The sequence below is a fragment of the Nonomuraea terrae genome (genome assembly GCF_044465245.1).
In the GTDB taxonomy this organism is placed as follows: domain Bacteria; phylum Actinomycetota; class Actinomycetes; order Streptosporangiales; family Streptosporangiaceae; genus Nonomuraea; species Nonomuraea terrae.
Genome location: NZ_JBITLL010000004.1, coordinates 929,116 through 947,490, shown reverse-complemented (window position 1 = coordinate 947,490; position 18,375 = coordinate 929,116). Strand labels below are relative to the sequence as shown.

Here is an 18,375-nt window from a genome sequence, read left to right as displayed (position 1 = left end):
ACATGCCTCCCACGGCCTCGAGGTAGACGTCCTCCAGGGACGCTCCCGGCCGGACGAATTCGGCGACCGGCACGTCGGCCACCAGCCGCCCGCGGGCGACCACGATCAGGTGGTCGGCGGTGATCGCCATCTCGGACATCAGATGGCTCGACACCAGGACCGTGCGGCCCTCGGCGGCGGCCGACTTGAGCAGGTCGCGGCTCCACCGGACGCCCTCGGCGTCGAGCCCGTTGACCGGCTCGTCGAACAGCAGCACGGCTGGGTCTCCGAGCAGCGCCGCGGCCACCCCGAGCCGCTGTTTCATGCCGAGGGAGTAGGCCTGGACCCGCTTGCGTACGCCGTCCAGGCCCACCCGCCGGAGCAGGGGAGCGATGCGCTCGTCCGGCAGGTCGTTGGAGGCCGCCAGCCACCGCAGGTGCTGGTCCGCGCGGCGGCCGCCGTGCACGGCCGTCGCGTCGAGCAGCGCGCCGACGCTGGTGAGGGGCCTGTCGATCTCGTGGTAGGGCCGGCCGCCGACGGTGGCACGCCCCGACGTGGGGCGTTCGAGCCCGAGGATCATCCGCATCGTGGTGGTCTTCCCCGCCCCGTTGGGCCCGAGGAAACCGGTGACGCGGCCGGGACGCACCTCGAAGGAGAGGTCGTCCACGGCCAGGTCGCGTCCGAAGCGTTTGGTGGCACCGGAGACTTCGATCATGTGGACGACGATCCTCCGGCGAGCGCGTCTCCGCGTCTGCCCCAGGTCTGATCCCGATATCGGACCCCAGGCTGATGTGCGGGCCCAGGCCGCCGGTTTACCGTCGATGCGTGCCTGCGACCCAGATCCGTCCGCCGCTGTTCAGCAGAGTGCCGCTGAAGGCGTGGCTGCTGCTCGACGGTTTGTGGGCGGTCGGGGTAGGGCTCGCCTACCTGCCGTTGATGGTGTACACCCACGAAGCGGGATGGCCCGGTGCCGTCGCGGCACTGGCGGCGACGCTGCCGCTGGCCGTGCGGCGGATTCGGCCGCGCACGGTGTTCTGCGTGGTCATCGCCGGCGGGGCGGGCATGCAGGCGCTGGCGCCGTCCGGAGGCGACGTGCTGGCCGTGCCCATGGCTGTCTACGCGGTCGCGCGGTTCGCCGGTGGCCGGTGGTCGGGCGGCGCGCTGGCCGCGGCGCTCGCGCTGACCACCGCCACGGCGATGCCGCATCTGCTCCGCTCCACGGGTTCCGCCCAGAGCGTCCAGGTCTTCCTGCTCGTGGCCGGGGTGCAGGTGACCTTCTGGGCGGCGGGGGCGATGATGCGCGAGCGTGCCCTCTACGTCGAGCGGCTGGCCGCGCACGCCGAAGAACACGCCAGGGCGGAGGCGACGCAGGAGCGGTTGCGCATCGCCAGGGAGCTGCACGACGTCGTCGGGCACACCCTCAGCACGATCGCCGTGCAGGCCGGGGCCGCCGAGCACGTCGGGAGACCGGAGGAGATGCGCAGGGCACTGCGCTCCGTCGGTGAGACGAGCAGGTCGGCCCTGCACGAGACTCGCCGGTTACTCGGCGTCCTGCGCGAGGACGGCGAGGCCGCGCTCGCACCCGCCTCCACCCTGGCCGACCTGCCGGAGCTGGTCGGGCAGACTCGCGCGGCGGGGATCGACGTGTGCCTGTCCGTGACCGGCGACGTGCCGCGGGAGCTGGAGTTGACCGTCTACCGGATCGTGCAGGAGGCGCTGACCAACGTGATCAAGCATGCCGGTGCCGACCAGGCCCGCGTGACCGTGACTCAGGAGGTGGGGGGCACCCGGGTCGAGGTGCTCGACGACGGGCCAGGACGCGAGCCGGGCGAGCTGGGCGCGCCGGGTCATGGGCTCATGGGGCTGCGGGAGCGCGTGCGCGTGTTCGGCGGTGACTTCGAAGCGGGCCCCCGTCCGCTGCGTGGCTTCCGCGTGCACGCGTTCCTCCCGGCACAGGATGTGTCCCCACACGCGGAGGGTGTTCCCCAGGGCCGGCCCCGGCCGGAGGGCTCGGGCGAGACGGCATGACCACGCGGGTGCTCGTCGCCGACGACGAGGCGCTGATCCGGGGAAGCTTCCGGCTGCTCGTCGACAGTGCCCCCGGCCTGTCCGCGGTGGGGGAGGCCGCGACCGGCATGGAAGCGGTCGAGATCAGCCGCCGCGAGCGGCCCGACGTCGTGCTGATGGACGTGCGCATGCCGGTCATGGACGGCATCGAGGCCACCCGCCACATCTGCGCCGAGCAGCCGCAGGTGCGCATCCTCATCGTGACGACGTTCGACCTGGACGAGTACGTCTACGGCGCACTGCGCGCCGGGGCCGCCGGCTTCCTGCTCAAGGACACGCCGCCGTCCGACCTGCTGAAGGCCGTCGAGGTGATCGCCCGTGGCGACGCACTCCTCGCACCCGCCGTCACCCAGCGGCTCATCGAGCGCTACGTCGCACACGTGCCGCCGCCCAGACGACTCCACATCACCGAACGTGAGCGGGAGGTCCTGACCCTGATCGCTCGCGGCCTGTCCAACCACGAGATCGGCGCCGCGCTCCACCTCAGCCTGGGCACGGTGAAGACCCACGTCAGCCACCTGCTGACCAAGCTCGGCGCGCGCACCCGCGTGCATTTGGTGATCGCCGCCTACGAGGCCGGCCTGGTCCCCTGACCCATCCATGGTGATGCCCGGGAGGCGGGTGCCGCCCGGGTGGTGGATCACTGGTCGAGCAGGTCGTGCTGGGCGGCCAGGTAGCCGGCGTGGAAACGGGTGCGGGCGCCCAGACGCTCGCACAACACCTGGACGCGGCGCTGCACCGTACGGGGGCTGAGGCCGAGCTGACGGGCGATGGCGTCGTCCTTCATGCCGCCCGCGAGCAGGGCCAGCACCTCCGTGTCGGGCGCCTGCGGCCACGTCTCCGGCTCCAGGTCCTCGGACGTCAGGCGCAGCGGCACCGCCGCCCGCCACAGCGTCTCGAACAACCCCACCAGCGCGTCGAGCAGCGCCGACGGGTGCACCACGAGGGCGCTCTCGACGGCTTGGTCCTCCTCGGAGACCAGCGGCAGGATGGCGGTGCTCGCGTCGGCGACCGCCAGCTTGACCGGCACGTGCCCGAGCCTGGCCTGCTCGCCGTCGGCGATGGCGCAGCGCGTGTGGGCCAGCATGCCGGGCTGTTCGAACGCCTGCGGGCTGTAGATGCCGCGGATGACGGGAGCGCCCTGGCGGGCGGCGCGCCGGCGGTTCTCCTGGTCGTCGCTGATGTCCACCGCGTACGGCGGGTGCACGAGGACGAGCATCTCGCGGGTGGCGTTGCGTTCGAGCTGGAGGTAGCGGCGGGACACGGCGTCGCGGCCGGAGACCACCTCCAGCACCTCCTCCGGATGCGGCCCGCTGCGCTCGCTGACCTCCGTGGCCAGCAGCGCCGCGGCGGCCCGGCTGTGCGTGATCTCCTCCTGGCGGCGGGCGACCAGGATGTCGACCGCGATGTTCGGGGGCGTGGCGATCAGCCGCAGCGGCCGTCCGGCCACGCGCGAGATCAGGCCGAGGTCCTCCAGCCGCGGCAGCATGCGGCGGATGCCCCCGGCGGACGAGCCGGTCTCGGCGGCCAGCTCGTTCAGCGTGGCCGGTCCGTGCCGCAGCAGGGCGCGGTAGGCGGTCTCCTCGGCGGCGGTGACCCCGAGCCCCTCAAGTAAGCGCCGCTGCGCCATCGATCCTCCCCTGTCGTGATCCGGAAGCAGCCTAGGCGTCGGGCGGTCCACCGGTCTTGTCCCGGGATGAACGGCGCTCTATGGTCGTTGCGTAGTCCGGTGCGTATTGCGCATTAAGGAACAACCGGAGGCGCCATGAGTCGGCCCCGTGTGGTGATCGTGGGCGCCGGCATCGTCGGCTGCGCCCTGGCCGACGAGCTCACCGGACGGGGATGGACCTCCGTCACCGTCGTCGACCAGGGGCCGCTGTTCGCCGCCGGCGGGTCCAGTTCGCACGCGCCCGGCCTGGTCTTCCAGACGAACCCGTCGAGGACGATGACCGCGTTCGCCGCCTACACCGTCAGCAAGTACGCGGCGCTCGGCCCGTCGTGCTTCCAGCAGGTCGGCGGCCTGGAGGTGGCCACCACACCCGAACGCTGGGCCGACCTGCACCGCAAGCTCGGCTGGGCCGAGTCGTGGGGCGTCGAGGCCCGGTTGATCGAGGCCGGGGAGTGCGCGCGGCTCTGGCCGCTGCTCGACCGGGGCAAGTTGCTCGGCGGGCTCCACGTCCCGAGCGACGGGCTGGCCGCGGCGGTGGCCTGCGGCGAGGCCCAGGCGGCGCGGGCCACCGAGCGCGGGGCCAGGTTCCTGCCGCACCACACGGTGGTGGGCGTCGAGCAGCGCGGCGGGCGTGTCACCGGGGTCTCGGTCGTGACGTCCGGCGGGCACCGGACGATCCCGGCCGACGTGGTGGTGTGCGCGGCCGGCTTCTGGGGGCCGTCGATCGGGCGGATGGCCGGGCTGACCGTGCCGCTGCAGCCGCTGGCCCACCAGTACGCCAGGTCGGGCCCGCTGCCGCCGCAGCCGCACGGCCCGATCCTCCGTCACCAGGACCGCGACCTGTACTTCCGCCGGCACGGCGACCGCATCGGCATCGGCTCGTACGCCCACCGCCCCATGCCGGTCGCCCAGGACGAGATCGGCCCCAAGGGCACCACCATGCCGTCGGTGCAGGCGTTCACCGAGGAGGACTTCGAGCCCTCCTGGCGGGACGCGGTCGAGCTGCTGCCCGCGCTCGCCGAGTCCAAGTACGCGGACGGCATCAACGGCGTCTTCTCCTTCACCCCCGACGGGTTCCCGCTGATCGGCGAGGCTCCGCGGCTCGACGGGTTCTGGGTGGCCGAGGCCGTCTGGGTGACGCACTCGGCGGGGGTCGCGCGGGCGCTGGCCGAGGTGCTGGTGGACGGGCGGTCAGGGTTCGACCTGCATGAGTGCGAGCTGGGCCGGTTCGAGCAGGCGCAGTTGTCGCCCGCCTTCGTCGAGGAGCGCGGCAGGCAGAACTTCATCGAGGTCTACGACGTCATCCACCCGCTGCAGCCGATGGAGTCGCCGCGGCCGCTGCGCACCAGCCCGTTCCACGTCCGGCAGCGGGAGCTCGGCGCGTACTTCCTTGAGGCGGCCGGGTGGGAGCGGCCCCACTGGTTCGAGTCGAACGTGCCCCTGCTGGAGGACCTCGTACGGCGGCGCAGGGACGAGTACGCCGACGTGCCCGAGGAGGCCCGGGGCGCGGCCGCGGAGCCGTTCCTCGGGGCGATGCAGCGAGACGCGTGGGCGAGCCGTCACTGGTCGCCGATCGCCGCCGCCGAATCCTGGGCCACGAGGGAGCGGGTGGCGCTCTACGACATGACGCCGCTCAAGCGGATCGAGGTCAGCGGGCCCGGGGCGGCGGCGTTCCTGCAGCGTATGACGACGAACAACGTCGACAAGAAGCCCGGCTCGGTCGCGTACACGCTGATGCTGGACGCCGGCGGCGGGATCCGGTCTGACCTCACGGTGGCGCGGCTGGACGAGGAGACGTTCCAGGTCGGCGCGAACGGCAACCTCGACCTCGAATGGCTGACCCGGCACGCGCCGGGCGGGGTGCGGGTGCGCGACCTGACGCCCGGCACGTGCTGCGTCGGCGTCTGGGGACCCTGGGCCAGGGGACTGGTGGAGGGCCTCACCGACATGGACATGTCCCACCAGGGCTTCCCGTATTTCACCTGCAAATCGGGATATATCGGGCATGTGCCGGTGCTTGCGATGCGGGTCTCGTACGTCGGCGAGCTGGGCTGGGAGTTCTACACCACGGCCGACATGGGGCTCAAGCTGTGGGACACGCTCTGGTCGCCGGGGCGGGCGGTCGCGGGCGGGCGGGCCGCGTTCAACAGCCTGCGCCTGGAGAAGGGCTACCGGCTCTGGGGCGTGGACATGACGACCGAGCACAACCCGTACGAGGCGGGGCTGGCCTTCGCCGTCAGGCAGGACAAGGACTTCCTCGGCCGCGACGCCCTGTCCGCGGACGTCACCCGCAAGCTGGTGCCGCTGCTCGCCACCGAGGTCGTCATGGGCAAGGAGCCCGTACGTCACCAGGGCCGCACGGTCGGCTACGTCACCAGCGCCGCCTATGGCCACACGATCCACCGCTCCATCGCGTACGCGTGGTTGCCGATCGAGCTCGCCGAACCCGGGACGCACGTGGACATCTCCTACTTCGGCCGCCGCGTGCCCGCGGAGGTCGCCGCCGAGCCCCTGTACGACCCCGGGATGGAGAAGATCAGGCGTTGAGCCACCCCGACTTCCTCTGGCGCAACCCCGACCCCGAGCCCGCCTACGACGTGGTCATCGCGGGCGGCGGCGGGCACGGCCTGGCCACCGCCTACTACCTGGCCAGGAACCACGGCATCACGAACGTCGCCGTCCTGGAGAAGGGCTGGCTGGCGGGCGGCAACATGGCGCGCAACACCACGATCATCCGCTCCAACTACCTGTGGGACGAGAGCGCCGCCCTCTACGAGCACTCGCTCGAACTGTGGGAGGGGCTGAGCGAGGAGCTCGACTACGACCTGCGGTTCAGCCGGCGCGGGGTGCTCAACCTGGCGCACAGCCTGAGCGACGTGCGCGAGGGCCGGCGCCGGGTGAACGCCAACCGGCTCAACGGGGTGGACGCCGAGTGGCTGGACGCCGACGAGGTGAAGAAGTTCTGCCCGGTCATCAACGTCTCCGACCGGGCCCGCCACCCCGTCATGGGCGCCACCCTCCAGCGCCGCGGCGGCATCGCCAAGCACGACCACGTGGCCTGGGCGCTGGCTCGTAAGGCGGACGCGTACGGGATCGACCTGATCCAGGGCTGCGAGGTCACCGGATTCGAGATCACGAAAAATCGGGTTACGGCCGTACAGACGTCGCGGGGGCGCATCGCGGCTGGGAAAGTGGCGCTGGCCGCGGCCGGGCACACGTCGGTGCTCGCCGAGCGGGCCGGCGTCCGGCTGCCGCTGCAGTCGCACCCGCTGCAGGCGCTGGTCTCGGAGCTGCTGGAGCCGGTGCTCGACTGCGTGGTCATGTCGAACGCCGTCCACGTGTACGTCAGCCAGGCCCACAAGGGCGAGCTGGTCATGGGGGCGGGCATCGACGCGTACAACTCCTACGGACAGCGGGGCGGCGTGCACGTGATCGAGGCGCAGATGGCGGCGGCGCTGGAGCTGTTCCCGATCTTCAGCCGGGTGCGCGTGCTGCGCACGTGGGCCGGCGTCGTGGACGTCTCCCCGGACGCCTCCCCCGTCATCGGCCCCACCCCGGTCGAAGGGCTCTACGTCAACGCCGGCTGGGGCACCGGCGGCTTCAAGGCCACCCCGGGCTCGGGCTGGGTGTACGCCCACACGCTCGCCCATGATCGGCCGCATCCGCTGGCGGAGCCGTTCGGGCTGGAGAGGTTCACCACGGGGGCGCTCATCGACGAGCACGGCGCGGCGGCGGTGGCGCACTGATGTTGCTCATCGAGTGCCCGCACTGCGGCCCCCGCGACGAGACCGAGTTCCACTACGGCGGCCAGGCCGGGGTCGCGTACCCGGCCGGGGAGGTCTCCGACGAGGAATGGGCCGCGTACGTCTTCCTGCGCGACAACCCCAAGGGCTGGTTCCGCGAACGCTGGTTCCACGTGCACGGCTGCCGGACCTGGTTCGCGGTCGAGCGGCACACGGTCACCCACGAGATCAGGACCTCATGAGATTCACCTTCGACGGCCGGGAGCTGCGCGGCGAGCCCGGCGACACGCTGGCCGCCGCACTGCTGCGCAACGGCGTGCGCGTGGTGGGCCGAAGCGTCGAGCTGGGGCGGCCGCGCGGGATCTTCGCCGCGGGCGCCGACGAGCCGAACGCCCTGGTGCGGGTGGGCGCCGACCCGATGCTCGCGGCCACCACCGTGGAGCTGTACGACGGGTTGGAGGCGTGGAGCCTGCGTGGCAAGGGCAGGCTGGACCTCGACGCCGTGGACGATCGGCGCTGCGACAAGGGCTACCTGCACTGCGACGTGCTGGTCGTCGGCGGTGGGCCCGCCGGGCTGGCCGCCGCGGTCGCGGCCGGGCGCGCCGGGGCGCGGGTGATCCTCGTGGACGAGCAGCCGCGGCTCGGCGGCGACCTGCTGAACAGCCGCGTGCTCCTGGACGGCGCCCCCGCCCTCGACTGGGTGGACGGGCTCGACCTGCCCGGCCGTGTGCTCACCAGGACGACCGCCGTCGGCTACTACGACCACAACTACGTGGTGGCGGTGGAGCGGCGCGAACGCGACGAACGTCTGTGGCACCTGCGGGCCCGGCGGGTGGTGCTGGCGACCGGGGCGCACGAGCGCTCGCTCGCCTTCCCGGGCAACGACCGGCCCGGCGTGATGCTGGCCTCGGCCGCCCGCGCGTACGCCAACCGGTACGGGGTGCCGCCGGGGCGGCGCGCGGTCGTCCTCGCCTGCGCCGACTCCGGGTACGAGGCTGCCCGCGACCTGGAGGCCGCCGGGGTTGAGGTGGCGGCGATCGTCGACCCACGCCAGGAAGGGCTCGTGCCGGGCACACTCGCCGGCCAGGTGGTGACCGGCACGACCGCCGACGCGGAGGGTGTCCTCACGGGCGTGTACGTCGGTGGCGGGCACAGCGGCGGGCACAGCGGCGGGCACGGTGGCGGGCGCGGCGACCAGTACATCGAGGCCGACCTGCTGGCCGTCGCCGGGGGCTGGAACCCGGTGGTGCACCTGTTCAGCCAGTCGCAGGGACGCGTCCGGTTCGACGATGACCTGCAGGCGTTCGTCCCGGACGTCTCCGCCCAGGCCGAACGCTCCGCAGGGGCCTGCCGCGGCCGCTACGGCACCCGCGAGGCCATCGCCGACGGCTACGCCGCCGGCACGGAAGCCGCCGCCCTCGCCCTCGGCCGCCCACCGGACCACGAGGCCACCGCTCCTGAGACCGCTCCTGAGACGGCTCCTGCGACGGCGGACGGGTGGCGGGTTCCCGAGTGCGATGAGCGGGCGCTGCGCGCGCCTGCGGTGTTGTGGCAGGTGGAGGGGCGCTCCGGTGAGCCGGCGTTCGCTGACCTGCATCGGGACGTGACCGTGGAGGATCTGGCCAGGGCTGCGGGCACCGGGATGCGGTCGGTGGAGCACGTCAAGCGCTACACCACCGCCGGCACCGGCGCCGACCAGGGCAAGACCTCGGGCGCCGTGGTCGTCGGCGTCATGTCCGCCCTCCTCGGAGCCGCTCCCGGGCAGGTCGGCACGACCACGTTCCGGCCGCCGTACACGCCGGTGTCGTTCGCCACCCTGGCGGGGCGTGACCGCGGCGCGCTGTCCGACCCCGTCAGGACCACCGCGATGCACGACGTCCACGTGGCCAGGGGAGCGGTCTTCGAGGACGTCGGCCAGTGGAAACGCCCCCGCTACTTCCCCGTGGACGGCGAGCCGATGGAGGCCGCCGTGCCGCGCGAGTGCCGCGCGGCCCGCACCGCCGTGGCCGCCATGGACGCCTCCACCCTCGGCAAGATGGACATCCGGGGCGCGGACGCCGGGGAGTTCCTGGACCGGATCTACACGAACACGTTCTCCACGCTCGCCGTCGGCGCCTGCCGCTACGGGGTGATGTGCCGGGCGGACGGCATGGTGTTCGACGACGGCACCACGACCAGGCTCGCCGAGGACCACTTCCTCATGACCACGACCACGGGCAACGCCGCCGCGGTGCTGGACTGGCTGGAGGAGTGGCGGCAGACGGAGTGGCCGGAGCTGGACGTGTCGTTCACGTCGGTGACCGACCACTGGGCGACCGTCGCCGTCGTCGGCCCCCGCGCCCGCCAGGTGATCGCGGCGGTCGCGCCGGACGCGCTCGGCCTGGCGTTCATGCGGTACACCGAAGCCGACGTGCTGGGCGTGCCCGGCCGGGTGTTCCGGATCAGCTTCTCCGGCGAGCTGGCGTACGAGGTCAACGTGCCGTGGGCGTACGGCAGGGCGCTGTGGGAGGCGGTGCTGGACCTCGGCGCGGTGCCGTACGGGACGGAGACCATGCACGTGCTGCGGGCCGAGAAGGGGTTCGCGATCGTCGGCCAGGAGACCGACGGCACGGTCACCCCGCAGGACCTCGGCATGGCGTGGATCGTCTCCCCGCGCAAGCCCGACTTCGTCGGCAAGCGCTCGCACACCCGCCCCGACACCGACCGGCCCGGCCGCAAGCGCCTGGTGGGCCTGCTGCCCGACGATCCGGCGACCCTCGTGGACGAGGGCGCGCAGCTCGTCGCCGGCCTCAGGGAGGGCGTGGTGCCGATGCTGGGCCACGTGACCTCCAGTTACGCCGGCGCCGCGCTCGGCCGGACGTTCGCGCTGGCCCTGGCCAAGGGCGTGGCGCCGGGCGACCGGCTGACGGCGGTCTCCGGGGCGGTCGTGCACGGCGTCACCGTGGTGGAACCCGTCTTCTACGACAAGGACAACGCCCGCCGCGACGGCGACCCGCTGGAGGGCTCGCCCGCGCCGTACGCGGGCGAGGTGCGCGCGGAGAGCCCGGCCGCGGCCTGCGCAGCCCGGTTCGCGGCGGCGAGCGGACCGGCCGTGCGGCTGCGGGAGGTGGCGTTCGAGCCGATGTGGGAGGTCCGCGGCGCGGACCCGGGCGTCGGGCTCAGACTGGGGCCGTCGTGGTGGCTCGTGTCCGGAAATATCAGCCCACAGCCCGGTTGGGTGGACGTCTCCGGCCAGCGGACGATCCTGGAGCTCGCCGGCCCGGCGGCCGAGGACGTCCTGATCACCGGCTGCCCCATCGACCTGCACCCGTCGGCCTTCCCCGGCCATGCCCAGACGCTGCTGGGCAAGACCTCGGTCATCCTGGAACGCCGGGATCCCGAGACCTATCGCCTCTACGTCAGATCATCGTTCACGCGCTACCTGGCGGAATGGCTGCTCGACGCCCTGGACGCGTTATAGGGCCATATAAGGGCATTACCTAGACTTTAAGGGTTGTTGACCTTAGTCTGGGGAGCGAACGTGCGGGTGCGGGCGTACATGGCCGGTCTGGCCACAGCGGCGATGCTGACCGGCTGCGGCGGCCTCGAGGCGCAGTCCGGCGGCGGGGAGCCCGCCGCCAAGCCCGACTCGGCCGCGATCGCCGACGCCCGCGAGAAACTGGCCGACCTCGACGTCAAGGGCCGCGCCCCGAAGACCGGCTTCGACCGCGACGAGTTCGGCCCCGCCTGGGCCGACGTCGACCGCAACGGCTGCGACACCCGCAACGACATCCTCAAGCGCGACCTGGAGGACGAGACCTTCAGGTCCGGCACCCACGACTGCATCGTGCTCACCGGCGTCCTGCACGACCCGTACAGCGGCAAGACCATCGAGTTCGAGCGCGGCCAGGACACCAGCAGCGAGGTGCAGATCGACCACCTGGTGCCGCTGTCGGACGCCTGGCAGAAGGGCGCGCGGCAGTGGTCGGACGCCAAGCGCAAGGAGTTCGCCAACGACCCGCTCAACCTCCTGGCCGTGGACGGTCCGCTCAACGGCCAGAAGAGCGACTCCGACGCCGCCACCTGGCTGCCGCCCCGCAGGTCGTACCGGTGCGCGTACATCGTCCGCCAGATCGACGTGAAGGCCAAGTACGACGTCTGGGTCACCTCGGCGGAGAAGGCCGCCATGGACGGAATCCTCGACGACTGCTGACACCCGTCTGTACGGGCGGTGCGGATCTCCGTACGATCCGGGCGTGACCAGACGCATCCTGGCGATCACGGCGCTCGTCGTGCTCGCACCCCTGCTGACGACCACCCTCGCGCAGGCCAGGGCGACCGACCTCGTCGTCCTCAACTGGAACGTCCACGGCGAGAGCGCCGACATGAGCGCCGTCGCCGGCCAGATCCGCGCCACCGGCGCCAACATCGTGACCGTCCAGGAGATCCACCGCAGGCCCGACGCCGACCAGGTCAGGCAGCTGGCCGACGCGCTCGGCTGGGACATCACCGCCAACGCCCACTTCGGCGCCGGCGACAACCCCGGCCCCTGCGACGACCCGCAGCCCGGCCAGGCCGGCAACGCCGTCCTGTCCAGCTTCCGCATCGTCGAACGGGTGACGATCCGGCTCACCGACTTCGCGACCTGCCCCGTCAACCGGTCGATGGCCGGCGCCAAGCTCGACCTCGGCGGCGGCTCGTCGGTCACCGTCTTCACCACCCACCTGTCGCCCGGCCTGTCGGCGACCTCGGTGGCCCGCCGTGAGGCCCAGGCCGACAAGGTGCGGACGTACCTCGGCACCCGCACCGGCGTGATCCTCACCGGCGACTTCAACGCCCCGCCCACCGACGCGCTGTCGCGCCGGTTCGTCAGCGCCGGCTGGCTCGACACCGGCGCCCGGTACGCCGACGAGCCCACCCTCGGCGACGCCCGCATCGACTACGTCTACACGCGCGGCATCACGGTCACGGGCGGCGACGTCCTTTCGACCACGCTGTCCGACCACCGCCCGATCGTCATGCGCATGAGCCGCTGACGCGGAACGACGCCGGCCCACGGGCCGGCGTCGCCTTCACCGGGGATCAGTCGTCGTCGTCCCGGTCGTCGTCCCGGTCGTCGTCCCGGTCGTCGTCATCGTGGTCGTCGTCCCGGTCGTCGTCGCCGTTCTGGCTCACCCGGTCCGTCTCATGCTTGACGATCTTGCCGGAGGCCGCGTCCACGTCGATCTCGTGCCGTTCCTGCCCCTTGGTCAGCTCGATCTCCCACACGTCGGGCCGGCTGCCCTTGAGGTCGAAGTCGAGCTCGCTGACCCAGGCGCCCTGCACCTTCCCGTGCGCGATCTGCATGGCCTGCTCCGCCGAGACCTTCGGCGCGGGGGCGGCGGTGAAGGTCTCCACCGAGGGGGAGGCGGCCGTGGCGGTGGCGTACGCGGCGCCGCCGCCCGAGGCCAGCGCGACGAACCCGGCGCCGGCGATGATGATCTTCTTCGTGATCTGCATGTCTCCACGAAACCGCGAAGCCGGGTAACCGCGCGCTAAGCGACGGTTAACGCCGTCTCCTAGGGCGCCGCGCCCAGCAGCACCTCGACGCGGGCCCCGCCGCCCGCAGGCGTGGAGACGGTCAGCCCGCCGCCCGAGGACTCCGCGGTACGCCGGGCGATGTCCAGCCCGAGCCCCGTCGAGTCGCCGCCGCTGATGCCCCGCTCCAGCAGCGCCGGCTCGAACCCGGGCCCCGCGTCGCTCACGGTCAGCAGGGCCCCGGAGGGCCGCGGCTCCAGCCGTACGGACATGGAGGCACCTTCCGGCGTGTGCGCGAAGACGTTGCCGAGCAGCGCGTCGACGCACGCGGCCAGTTCCTCGGCGCCCACCGCGACCGGCAGCGGGCCGGCCGGCAGGCTGATCGCCACCTCACGCCCCTGGTCCTCGGCCAGCACCGACCAGAACCGTACGCGCTCGCGCACCACCGCCGCCGCGTCGCACGAGCCGCGCCCGGCGGACCGGCGGCGGGCCTCGGTGATCACCGCGCTCACGGCGCGCTCCAGCGCGTCCACCCTGGCCTGGATGCGCCCCGCCTCCTCGGGGTCGCGCAGCGACTCGGCGTCCAGCCGCAGCCCGGTCAGCGGCGTGCGCAGGCGGTGGGACAGGTCCGCCACGGACTCACGCTCGGCCGCCAGCAGCTCGTCGATGCGGCCGGCCAGGTGGTTGAGCGCCATCGCCACCGAACGCACCTCGGGCGGGCCGCCGGGCTCCGCGCGGGCGGTCAGGTCACCTCCGGCGAGCCGGTGCGAGACCCGCGCCAGCCCGTCCACCGGCCTGGTGACGGCCAGCGCCAGCCGGTCCGCCAGGACGATGCCCAGCACGACCAGAGCGAGCCCCAGCACGAGCAGTGCCAGCCACGCTTCCCGCACGCCCCTCATCAGCTCGTCGTCCGGCACGAACACCCTGATCACGGCCGTGCCGCCCGGGGACTGCGCCGAGACGAGCACCTCCCTGCCCCCGTCGGCGTCCGCCGTGACGCTGCGCCCGGTCGCGGCCAGCCGCACCGCGTCGGAACGGCCGGCGGGCCTGCCCACCGTGCCGCCGCCGGGCAGGAACACCGTCACCGGGCGGGCCACCTGCTCCACGGCCAGCGCCAGGTCGGGAGTGCCGACCGCCACCGCGACGGACTCGGCCGCGGCGGTGGCCCGGCTCATCGCGCCGTTCTCGGCCACGGCGCGGATCAGCAGCGCCATCGGCACCAGCAGCGCGATCAGCACGAGCGACGTCGTCGCCGCGACCAGCAGCGCCAGCCACCGCCTCACGACGGCTCGACCAGCTTGACGCCCACACCGCGCACGGTGTGCAGGTAACGGGGCCGCGCGGCCGTCTCGCCGAGCTTCCTGCGCAGCCACGACAGGTGGACGTCCACCGTCTTGTCGGCGCCGCCGTACGGCAGCTGCCACACCTCCGTCAGCAGCTCCCGCTTGGTGACGACCTCGCCGGGCCGCGCGGCCAGGTAGTGCAGCACGTCGAACTCGCGCGGCGTCAGATCCAGGGCCGCCCCGTCGAGCGTGGCCGTACGCGCCCGCGGGTCCACCCGCAGCGCCCCGACCGCCAGCGGCTCCGGCGCCGCCTCGCCCGCCCGCCGCAGCACGGCCCGTACGCGCGCGTCGAGCTGGGCCGCGCTGAACGGCTTGACCACGTAGTCGTCGGCCCCCGCGTCCAGCACCGGCACCATCTCGGCGTCCCCGTCGCGGGCGGTCGCCACGATGACCGGCACCCGGCTCACCGCCCGCAACATCCGCAGCAGCTCCGCCCCGTCCAGGTCCGGCAGCCCCAGGTCGAGCACCACCAGGTCGGGGCGGTCGCGTACGGCCAGGCGCAGCCCGTCCATCGCCGTCGGAGACGAGGAGACGGCATGGCCGAGCTCCCGCAGCCCGCGGCTGAGCGCCGTACGGATCGCCACGTCGTCCTCGATGAGCAGGATGTCAGCCATATACAGAAACTAGACGTTCGCGGACGGTGACCAGGTCTCTCTTAGCGTCGCCTTAACCTCGCCTTAGCCGTCGATGGGGGAAGCTTGGGCGCGATGAAACGACTCGTGCTGGCCTGGGCCGTCACCGCCGTCGCCGCCACCGGCGCCGCGCTGGCGGTGCTCGGTCTGCTCGGCACCGGCCTCACCGGCAGCTCCAGCCACGTGCTCAGCCGGGACGAGGTCCGCGCGGCGCTGTCCACGGCCACCTCTCGGGCCGTCGCCGCCTCGACCGCCGAGCCGTCCTCGACGTCCCCGGGCAAGCTGATCCGCAGCCCCGGCGGCACGGTGATCGCCTCGTGCGACGGCGACCTGGTCACGCTGCGGTCGTGGAGCCCGGCCCAGGACCACTCGGTCGACGGCGTCGAGCCGGGGCCGGCCGCCGAGGCCCAGGTCGAGTTCGAGCCGGACGACGGCGACGACATCGAGCTGACGATCACCTGCGTGGCGGGGCAGCCCGTCGCCCGCGTCCACTGACGCTCACGACGCCTCCGCGCCCAGCGCCGCCTTCGTCAACTCGGCCTGGCGGCGGATCTGCCCCATGACGATGGGGTTGACCCCCTTGGCGGCGAACGTGGCCACCATCCGGTCCAGCACCGCGTTCGCCCGGCCGAGGTCGCCCTGCCGCGCCTCGGCCCTGGCCAGGCGGCGCATCACCAGGTTGAGGGTGATGTTGTCGACGCCCGCCCCGCGCACGACGTGGGTCAGGTGCTCGATGCCCTGCTTCGGGTCGGGCGGCCGCACGCGCAGCCCCTCGCCCGGCACCAGGTCCTTGAACTCACGCTCGGCGTTCAGCCCCTTGACCAGGCGGGCGTAGACGGCCAGCGGGTGCGCGCCGTAGCGGCCGATGACCTCGTCCAGCGCCCGGTTGCCCGAGCTCAGCGCGGGCGAGTCGGAGCCGAGCAGCGAGAACAGCTGGCCCTGCTCCTCGCCCAGCATCAGCTCGGCCACCCGGTGGTCGTCGGGCTCCGCCGGCCGGCCCACCCTCACCAGCAGCGCGGGGGAGACGACGAGCGAGCCGTCGGCGGCGACGTACCGGGCGCGCACGTGGTACTCGCCGGGCTGCTGGAAGTAGTGGCCGTCGCGCCCGTGCCCGATGTACGCGCTGCGGTACATCGCCGGGTTGCCGTCGTCCAGCCTGACCTGCGGCGTGGCGTCCACGCACTGGCGCAGCATGGGCCGGTAGAGCACCGTGCCGCCGTCGGGACGGGTGATCGACACCCGCGTGAAGCCGCTGTCGGGGTGCAGGTGGCCGTGCGTGCCGCGCGGCTCGCCCGCGTGCGACAGCTTGAGCTCGACCACCACCGGCTCGCCCAGCGCGTACGACTCCTTGGCGCGCAGCTCCAGCCGCAGCCCCGAGTGGTCCTCGACCGGCTGCTCGAACGGCTCGGCCTCAGCCGCGCCGACGCCGAACGCGTGCGCCCCCATGGCCACGTCGCGGTAGAAGGCGTGCCGCAGGTGCACCAGCTCGGCGTCGGTGAACCGGAAGGGGAAGGCCGCCCAGTAGGCCGGCTCGCCGCCCGGCTGGTAGGTGTAGGTGTAGTTCATCCACGACAGGTCGCCGAAGCCGCCCTCGGGGCCGAGCGGCCTGGGCGGGGTCGCCAGGTGCTTCTCCCACGAGTGCAGCAGGTTGAACGCGTGGCCGACCTCGTGCACGTACGTGCGTAACTGGGCCCTGCGCGCCTCCGGCGTCGTGCCCTGGACGGCGTCGTGGAAGACGGCGGCGCCCTGCCGCTGGTGGGCGTCCTGGTAGTCGAACATGATGCCGCGCAGGCCGCGCGCGTGCTTGCTCGCCACCAGCAGCCACACCCGCCAGGCCGGGGCGTCGCCGTACGCGCTGAAGTGCCGGGTCATCGCGTGGTGCAGCTCGGCGTCGTCCCACACCAGGTCGGCGCCCGACCCGTCCACCGGGACCACGCCGGGCTCGGCCAGGCGCAGCTCGATGCCCGCCTCCGCGTACGCGGCGGGCACCGTCAGCTCCCTCGGCGGCGAGCCCGCGGGTCCCGGCAGCGAGCCGGTGTGGTACGACACGAACGGCACCGCCCCCACCACGGAGTCCTGCTCCAGCAGCACGCTGCGGAAGTGCGGGGAGGCGAAGGCCACCTCGTACGCGCGCCCGCCCACCGTGGCGCTCCCGCTCCCGCCGGCGATGACGACGCCCACGTCGCGCGCCTCGGTGTCGAACGTGAACCGCCCGGCTCCCTCGATCCGCGTCTGCCCGCCCTCGGACCGTACGGTGGGCGCGTCCACCAGGAAGGAACCGGCGTAGGACGTGGTCGCCCCCGACACCGTGAACAGGTCGCCGCTCACCCGCCCGGTGGGCCTGGCGCCGTCGACGTCGACGCGGAGCTCCAGCCGCGAGTCGCCGTCCTGACCCTGGTACAACCCGCTGATCATGGGAGCCCCCTGGAAGATCGGGTGAGGGTTACATCCCGGTACGCTTCCCTCGCGCGCGGGAGCTGTCAACGACTCCCGCGGACTTCCAGCGCCCCGAGCAGCTCCTCCGACGCCCGGGTGATCGCCTCGACCGCCCGGTCGAACGCCTCGGCGTTGTGCGCCGCGGGCGCGCGGAACCCCGAGATCTTCCGTACGTACTGCAGGGCCGCCGCGCGCACGTCGTCCTCGGTCACGCTCTCCGTGTACGGCGGGCGGAGGGTCTTGATGCTTCTACACATGACTCAACCGTAATAGCCGATGCGCTGACTGATCTCCCTCGCGCCCTTGACCAGCAGCTCGCCCACCTCCGGCAGCCGCTCGGGCGTCAGCCGGTAGGAGGGCCCCGAGGCGCTGACCGCGGCCACCACCGAGCCGTCCGCCCCGCGGATCGGCGCGGCCGCCGCGTTGAGGCCGACCTCGAGCTCCTCCGCGGCGCAGGCCCAGCCGCGCTGCCTGATCTCGTCGAGCCCCAGCTCGCCGACCGAGGTGACGGTGTGCGGTGTGTAGCGTTCCAGCTCCGTGGGCGGCCGCAGCGCGCCGAAGGCCAGCAGCACCTTGCCGCTGGAGGTGGCGTGGGAGGGAGTGCGCTGGCCGACCCAGTTGTGGCCGCTGATCGCGGCGGGGCCGCGCACCTGGCTGACGTTGACCGGGTCGCCGTTGCGCGGCACCGCGATGTTGACCGTCTCGCCGATCGCCTCCGCCAGGCGCAGGCACACCGGCAGGCTCTCGCGCGACAGGTCGAGCTGCGCCGTGACGGCCCCGGCCAGGCGGACGAGGCCGAACCCGAGCCGGTAGCGCCCCCGGTCACCGGTCTGCTCGACCAGGCCGCCCTGCTCCAGCGAAGCCAGCAGCCGGAACGCCGTGGACTTGTGCACGTCGAGCTCCGCCGCGAGGTCCGTCACCCGGGTGGGCCCGTCCCGAGCCAGGAGCTCCAGGATCGCGAGGGCACGATCGACCGATTGAACCGTCGTGCTGTTGCCCATGGCGCAACA

General features: G+C 73.1%; 16 protein-coding genes and 1 pseudogene. 9 read left to right on the top strand and 8 right to left on the bottom strand.

Translation table 11 applies throughout. From position 1 onward, the window contains the following. Positions 1 to 52: 52 nt before the first annotated feature. A pseudogene (locus tag ACIBP6_RS22660) lies at positions 53 to 694 on the bottom strand (ABC transporter ATP-binding protein); the annotation flags it as partial. Between the two features lie 110 nt (positions 695 to 804). Here ACIBP6_RS22660 and ACIBP6_RS22655 point away from each other — a divergent pair. Together ACIBP6_RS22655 and ACIBP6_RS22650 are read left to right on the top strand one after the other, a co-directional pair. Next, entirely contained in the window at positions 805 to 2,007 is a 1,203-nt protein-coding gene (locus ACIBP6_RS22655) for a sensor histidine kinase (protein ID WP_397055017.1), read from the top strand. After that, positions 2,004 to 2,639: a response regulator gene (locus ACIBP6_RS22650; protein ID WP_397055015.1), complete on the top strand. Its 636-nt coding sequence runs from the start codon at positions 2,004 to 2,006 to the stop codon at positions 2,637 to 2,639. The genes ACIBP6_RS22655 and ACIBP6_RS22650 overlap by 4 nt, the downstream gene beginning before the upstream one ends. Positions 2,640 to 2,686: 47 nt before the next feature. Here the strand turns inward: ACIBP6_RS22650 and ACIBP6_RS22645 are convergent, their stop codons facing one another. Further along, positions 2,687 to 3,676 carry a helix-turn-helix domain-containing protein gene (locus ACIBP6_RS22645; RefSeq protein WP_397055014.1) on the bottom strand — a complete coding sequence of 330 codons (990 nt, stop codon included), beginning with the start codon at positions 3,674 to 3,676 and terminating at the stop codon, positions 2,687 to 2,689. A 135-nt stretch (positions 3,677 to 3,811) separates the two neighbouring features. On the opposite strand from ACIBP6_RS22645, the gene ACIBP6_RS22640 reads away from it, so the two are divergent. From ACIBP6_RS22640 to ACIBP6_RS22615, 6 genes are read left to right on the top strand one after another with little or no spacing between them, the layout of a single operon-like run. After that, positions 3,812 to 6,262 carry an FAD-dependent oxidoreductase gene (locus ACIBP6_RS22640; RefSeq protein ID WP_397055012.1) on the top strand — a complete coding sequence of 817 codons (2,451 nt, stop codon included), beginning with the start codon at positions 3,812 to 3,814 and terminating at the stop codon, positions 6,260 to 6,262. Then, complete coding sequence (locus ACIBP6_RS22635; RefSeq protein ID WP_397055010.1) at positions 6,259 to 7,461, top strand: sarcosine oxidase subunit beta family protein; 1,203 nt, start codon at positions 6,259 to 6,261, stop codon at positions 7,459 to 7,461. Before ACIBP6_RS22640 ends, ACIBP6_RS22635 begins: the two co-directional genes overlap by 4 nt. Continuing rightward, a complete protein-coding gene (locus tag ACIBP6_RS22630; RefSeq protein WP_132617522.1) occupies positions 7,461 to 7,700 on the top strand; it encodes a sarcosine oxidase subunit delta in 240 nt (79 codons plus the stop codon). Before ACIBP6_RS22635 ends, ACIBP6_RS22630 begins: the two co-directional genes overlap by 1 nt. Next, positions 7,697 to 10,918 carry a 2Fe-2S iron-sulfur cluster-binding protein gene (locus tag ACIBP6_RS22625; RefSeq protein ID WP_397055008.1) on the top strand — a complete coding sequence of 1,074 codons (3,222 nt, stop codon included), beginning with the start codon at positions 7,697 to 7,699 and terminating at the stop codon, positions 10,916 to 10,918. The genes ACIBP6_RS22630 and ACIBP6_RS22625 overlap by 4 nt, the downstream gene beginning before the upstream one ends. A 33-nt stretch (positions 10,919 to 10,951) precedes the next feature. Further along, positions 10,952 to 11,650: an HNH endonuclease family protein gene (locus ACIBP6_RS22620; protein ID WP_397055006.1), complete on the top strand. Its 699-nt coding sequence runs from the start codon at positions 10,952 to 10,954 to the stop codon at positions 11,648 to 11,650. 43 nt (positions 11,651 to 11,693) lie between these two features. Next, on the top strand, positions 11,694 to 12,473 hold the full coding sequence (locus tag ACIBP6_RS22615) for an endonuclease/exonuclease/phosphatase family protein (RefSeq protein WP_397055004.1): 780 nt from the start codon (positions 11,694 to 11,696) through the stop codon (positions 12,471 to 12,473). Between the two features lie 46 nt (positions 12,474 to 12,519). Here ACIBP6_RS22615 and ACIBP6_RS22610 read toward each other — a convergent pair whose 3' ends face one another. The 3 genes from ACIBP6_RS22610 to ACIBP6_RS22600 are packed head-to-tail and all read right to left on the bottom strand — an operon-like array spanning position 12,520 to position 14,911. After that, positions 12,520 to 12,936 (bottom strand): PepSY domain-containing protein, encoded by a 417-nt coding sequence (locus ACIBP6_RS22610; RefSeq protein ID WP_397055002.1) that lies wholly within the window; start codon positions 12,934 to 12,936, stop codon positions 12,520 to 12,522. A 59-nt stretch (positions 12,937 to 12,995) separates the two neighbouring features. Then, positions 12,996 to 14,237 carry a sensor histidine kinase gene (locus ACIBP6_RS22605; RefSeq protein ID WP_397055000.1) on the bottom strand — a complete coding sequence of 414 codons (1,242 nt, stop codon included), beginning with the start codon at positions 14,235 to 14,237 and terminating at the stop codon, positions 12,996 to 12,998. Further along, on the bottom strand, positions 14,234 to 14,911 hold the full coding sequence (locus tag ACIBP6_RS22600; RefSeq protein ID WP_132617512.1) for a response regulator transcription factor: 678 nt from the start codon (positions 14,909 to 14,911) through the stop codon (positions 14,234 to 14,236). The genes ACIBP6_RS22605 and ACIBP6_RS22600 overlap by 4 nt, the downstream gene beginning before the upstream one ends. 93 nt (positions 14,912 to 15,004) lie before the next feature. Between ACIBP6_RS22600 and ACIBP6_RS22595 the strand changes: the two genes are divergently transcribed. Next, positions 15,005 to 15,424 (top strand): hypothetical protein, encoded by a 420-nt coding sequence (locus ACIBP6_RS22595; protein ID WP_397054998.1) that lies wholly within the window; start codon positions 15,005 to 15,007, stop codon positions 15,422 to 15,424. Positions 15,425 to 15,427: 3 nt separating this feature from the next. Here ACIBP6_RS22595 and ACIBP6_RS22590 read toward each other — a convergent pair whose 3' ends face one another. From ACIBP6_RS22590 to ACIBP6_RS22580, 3 genes are all read right to left on the bottom strand, one after another. Next, on the bottom strand, positions 15,428 to 17,344 hold the full coding sequence (locus tag ACIBP6_RS22590) for a hypothetical protein (protein ID WP_397054996.1): 1,917 nt from the start codon (positions 17,342 to 17,344) through the stop codon (positions 15,428 to 15,430). Between the two features lie 65 nt (positions 17,345 to 17,409). Further along, complete coding sequence (locus tag ACIBP6_RS22585) at positions 17,410 to 17,622, bottom strand: DUF2277 domain-containing protein (protein WP_111185200.1); 213 nt, start codon at positions 17,620 to 17,622, stop codon at positions 17,410 to 17,412. Between the two features lie 3 nt (positions 17,623 to 17,625). Continuing rightward, the gene (locus ACIBP6_RS22580) at positions 17,626 to 18,366 is read right to left on the bottom strand and encodes an IclR family transcriptional regulator (RefSeq protein WP_397054994.1); all 741 of its coding nucleotides are present in this window, start codon (positions 18,364 to 18,366) and stop codon (positions 17,626 to 17,628) included. Positions 18,367 to 18,375 lie beyond the last annotated feature (9 nt).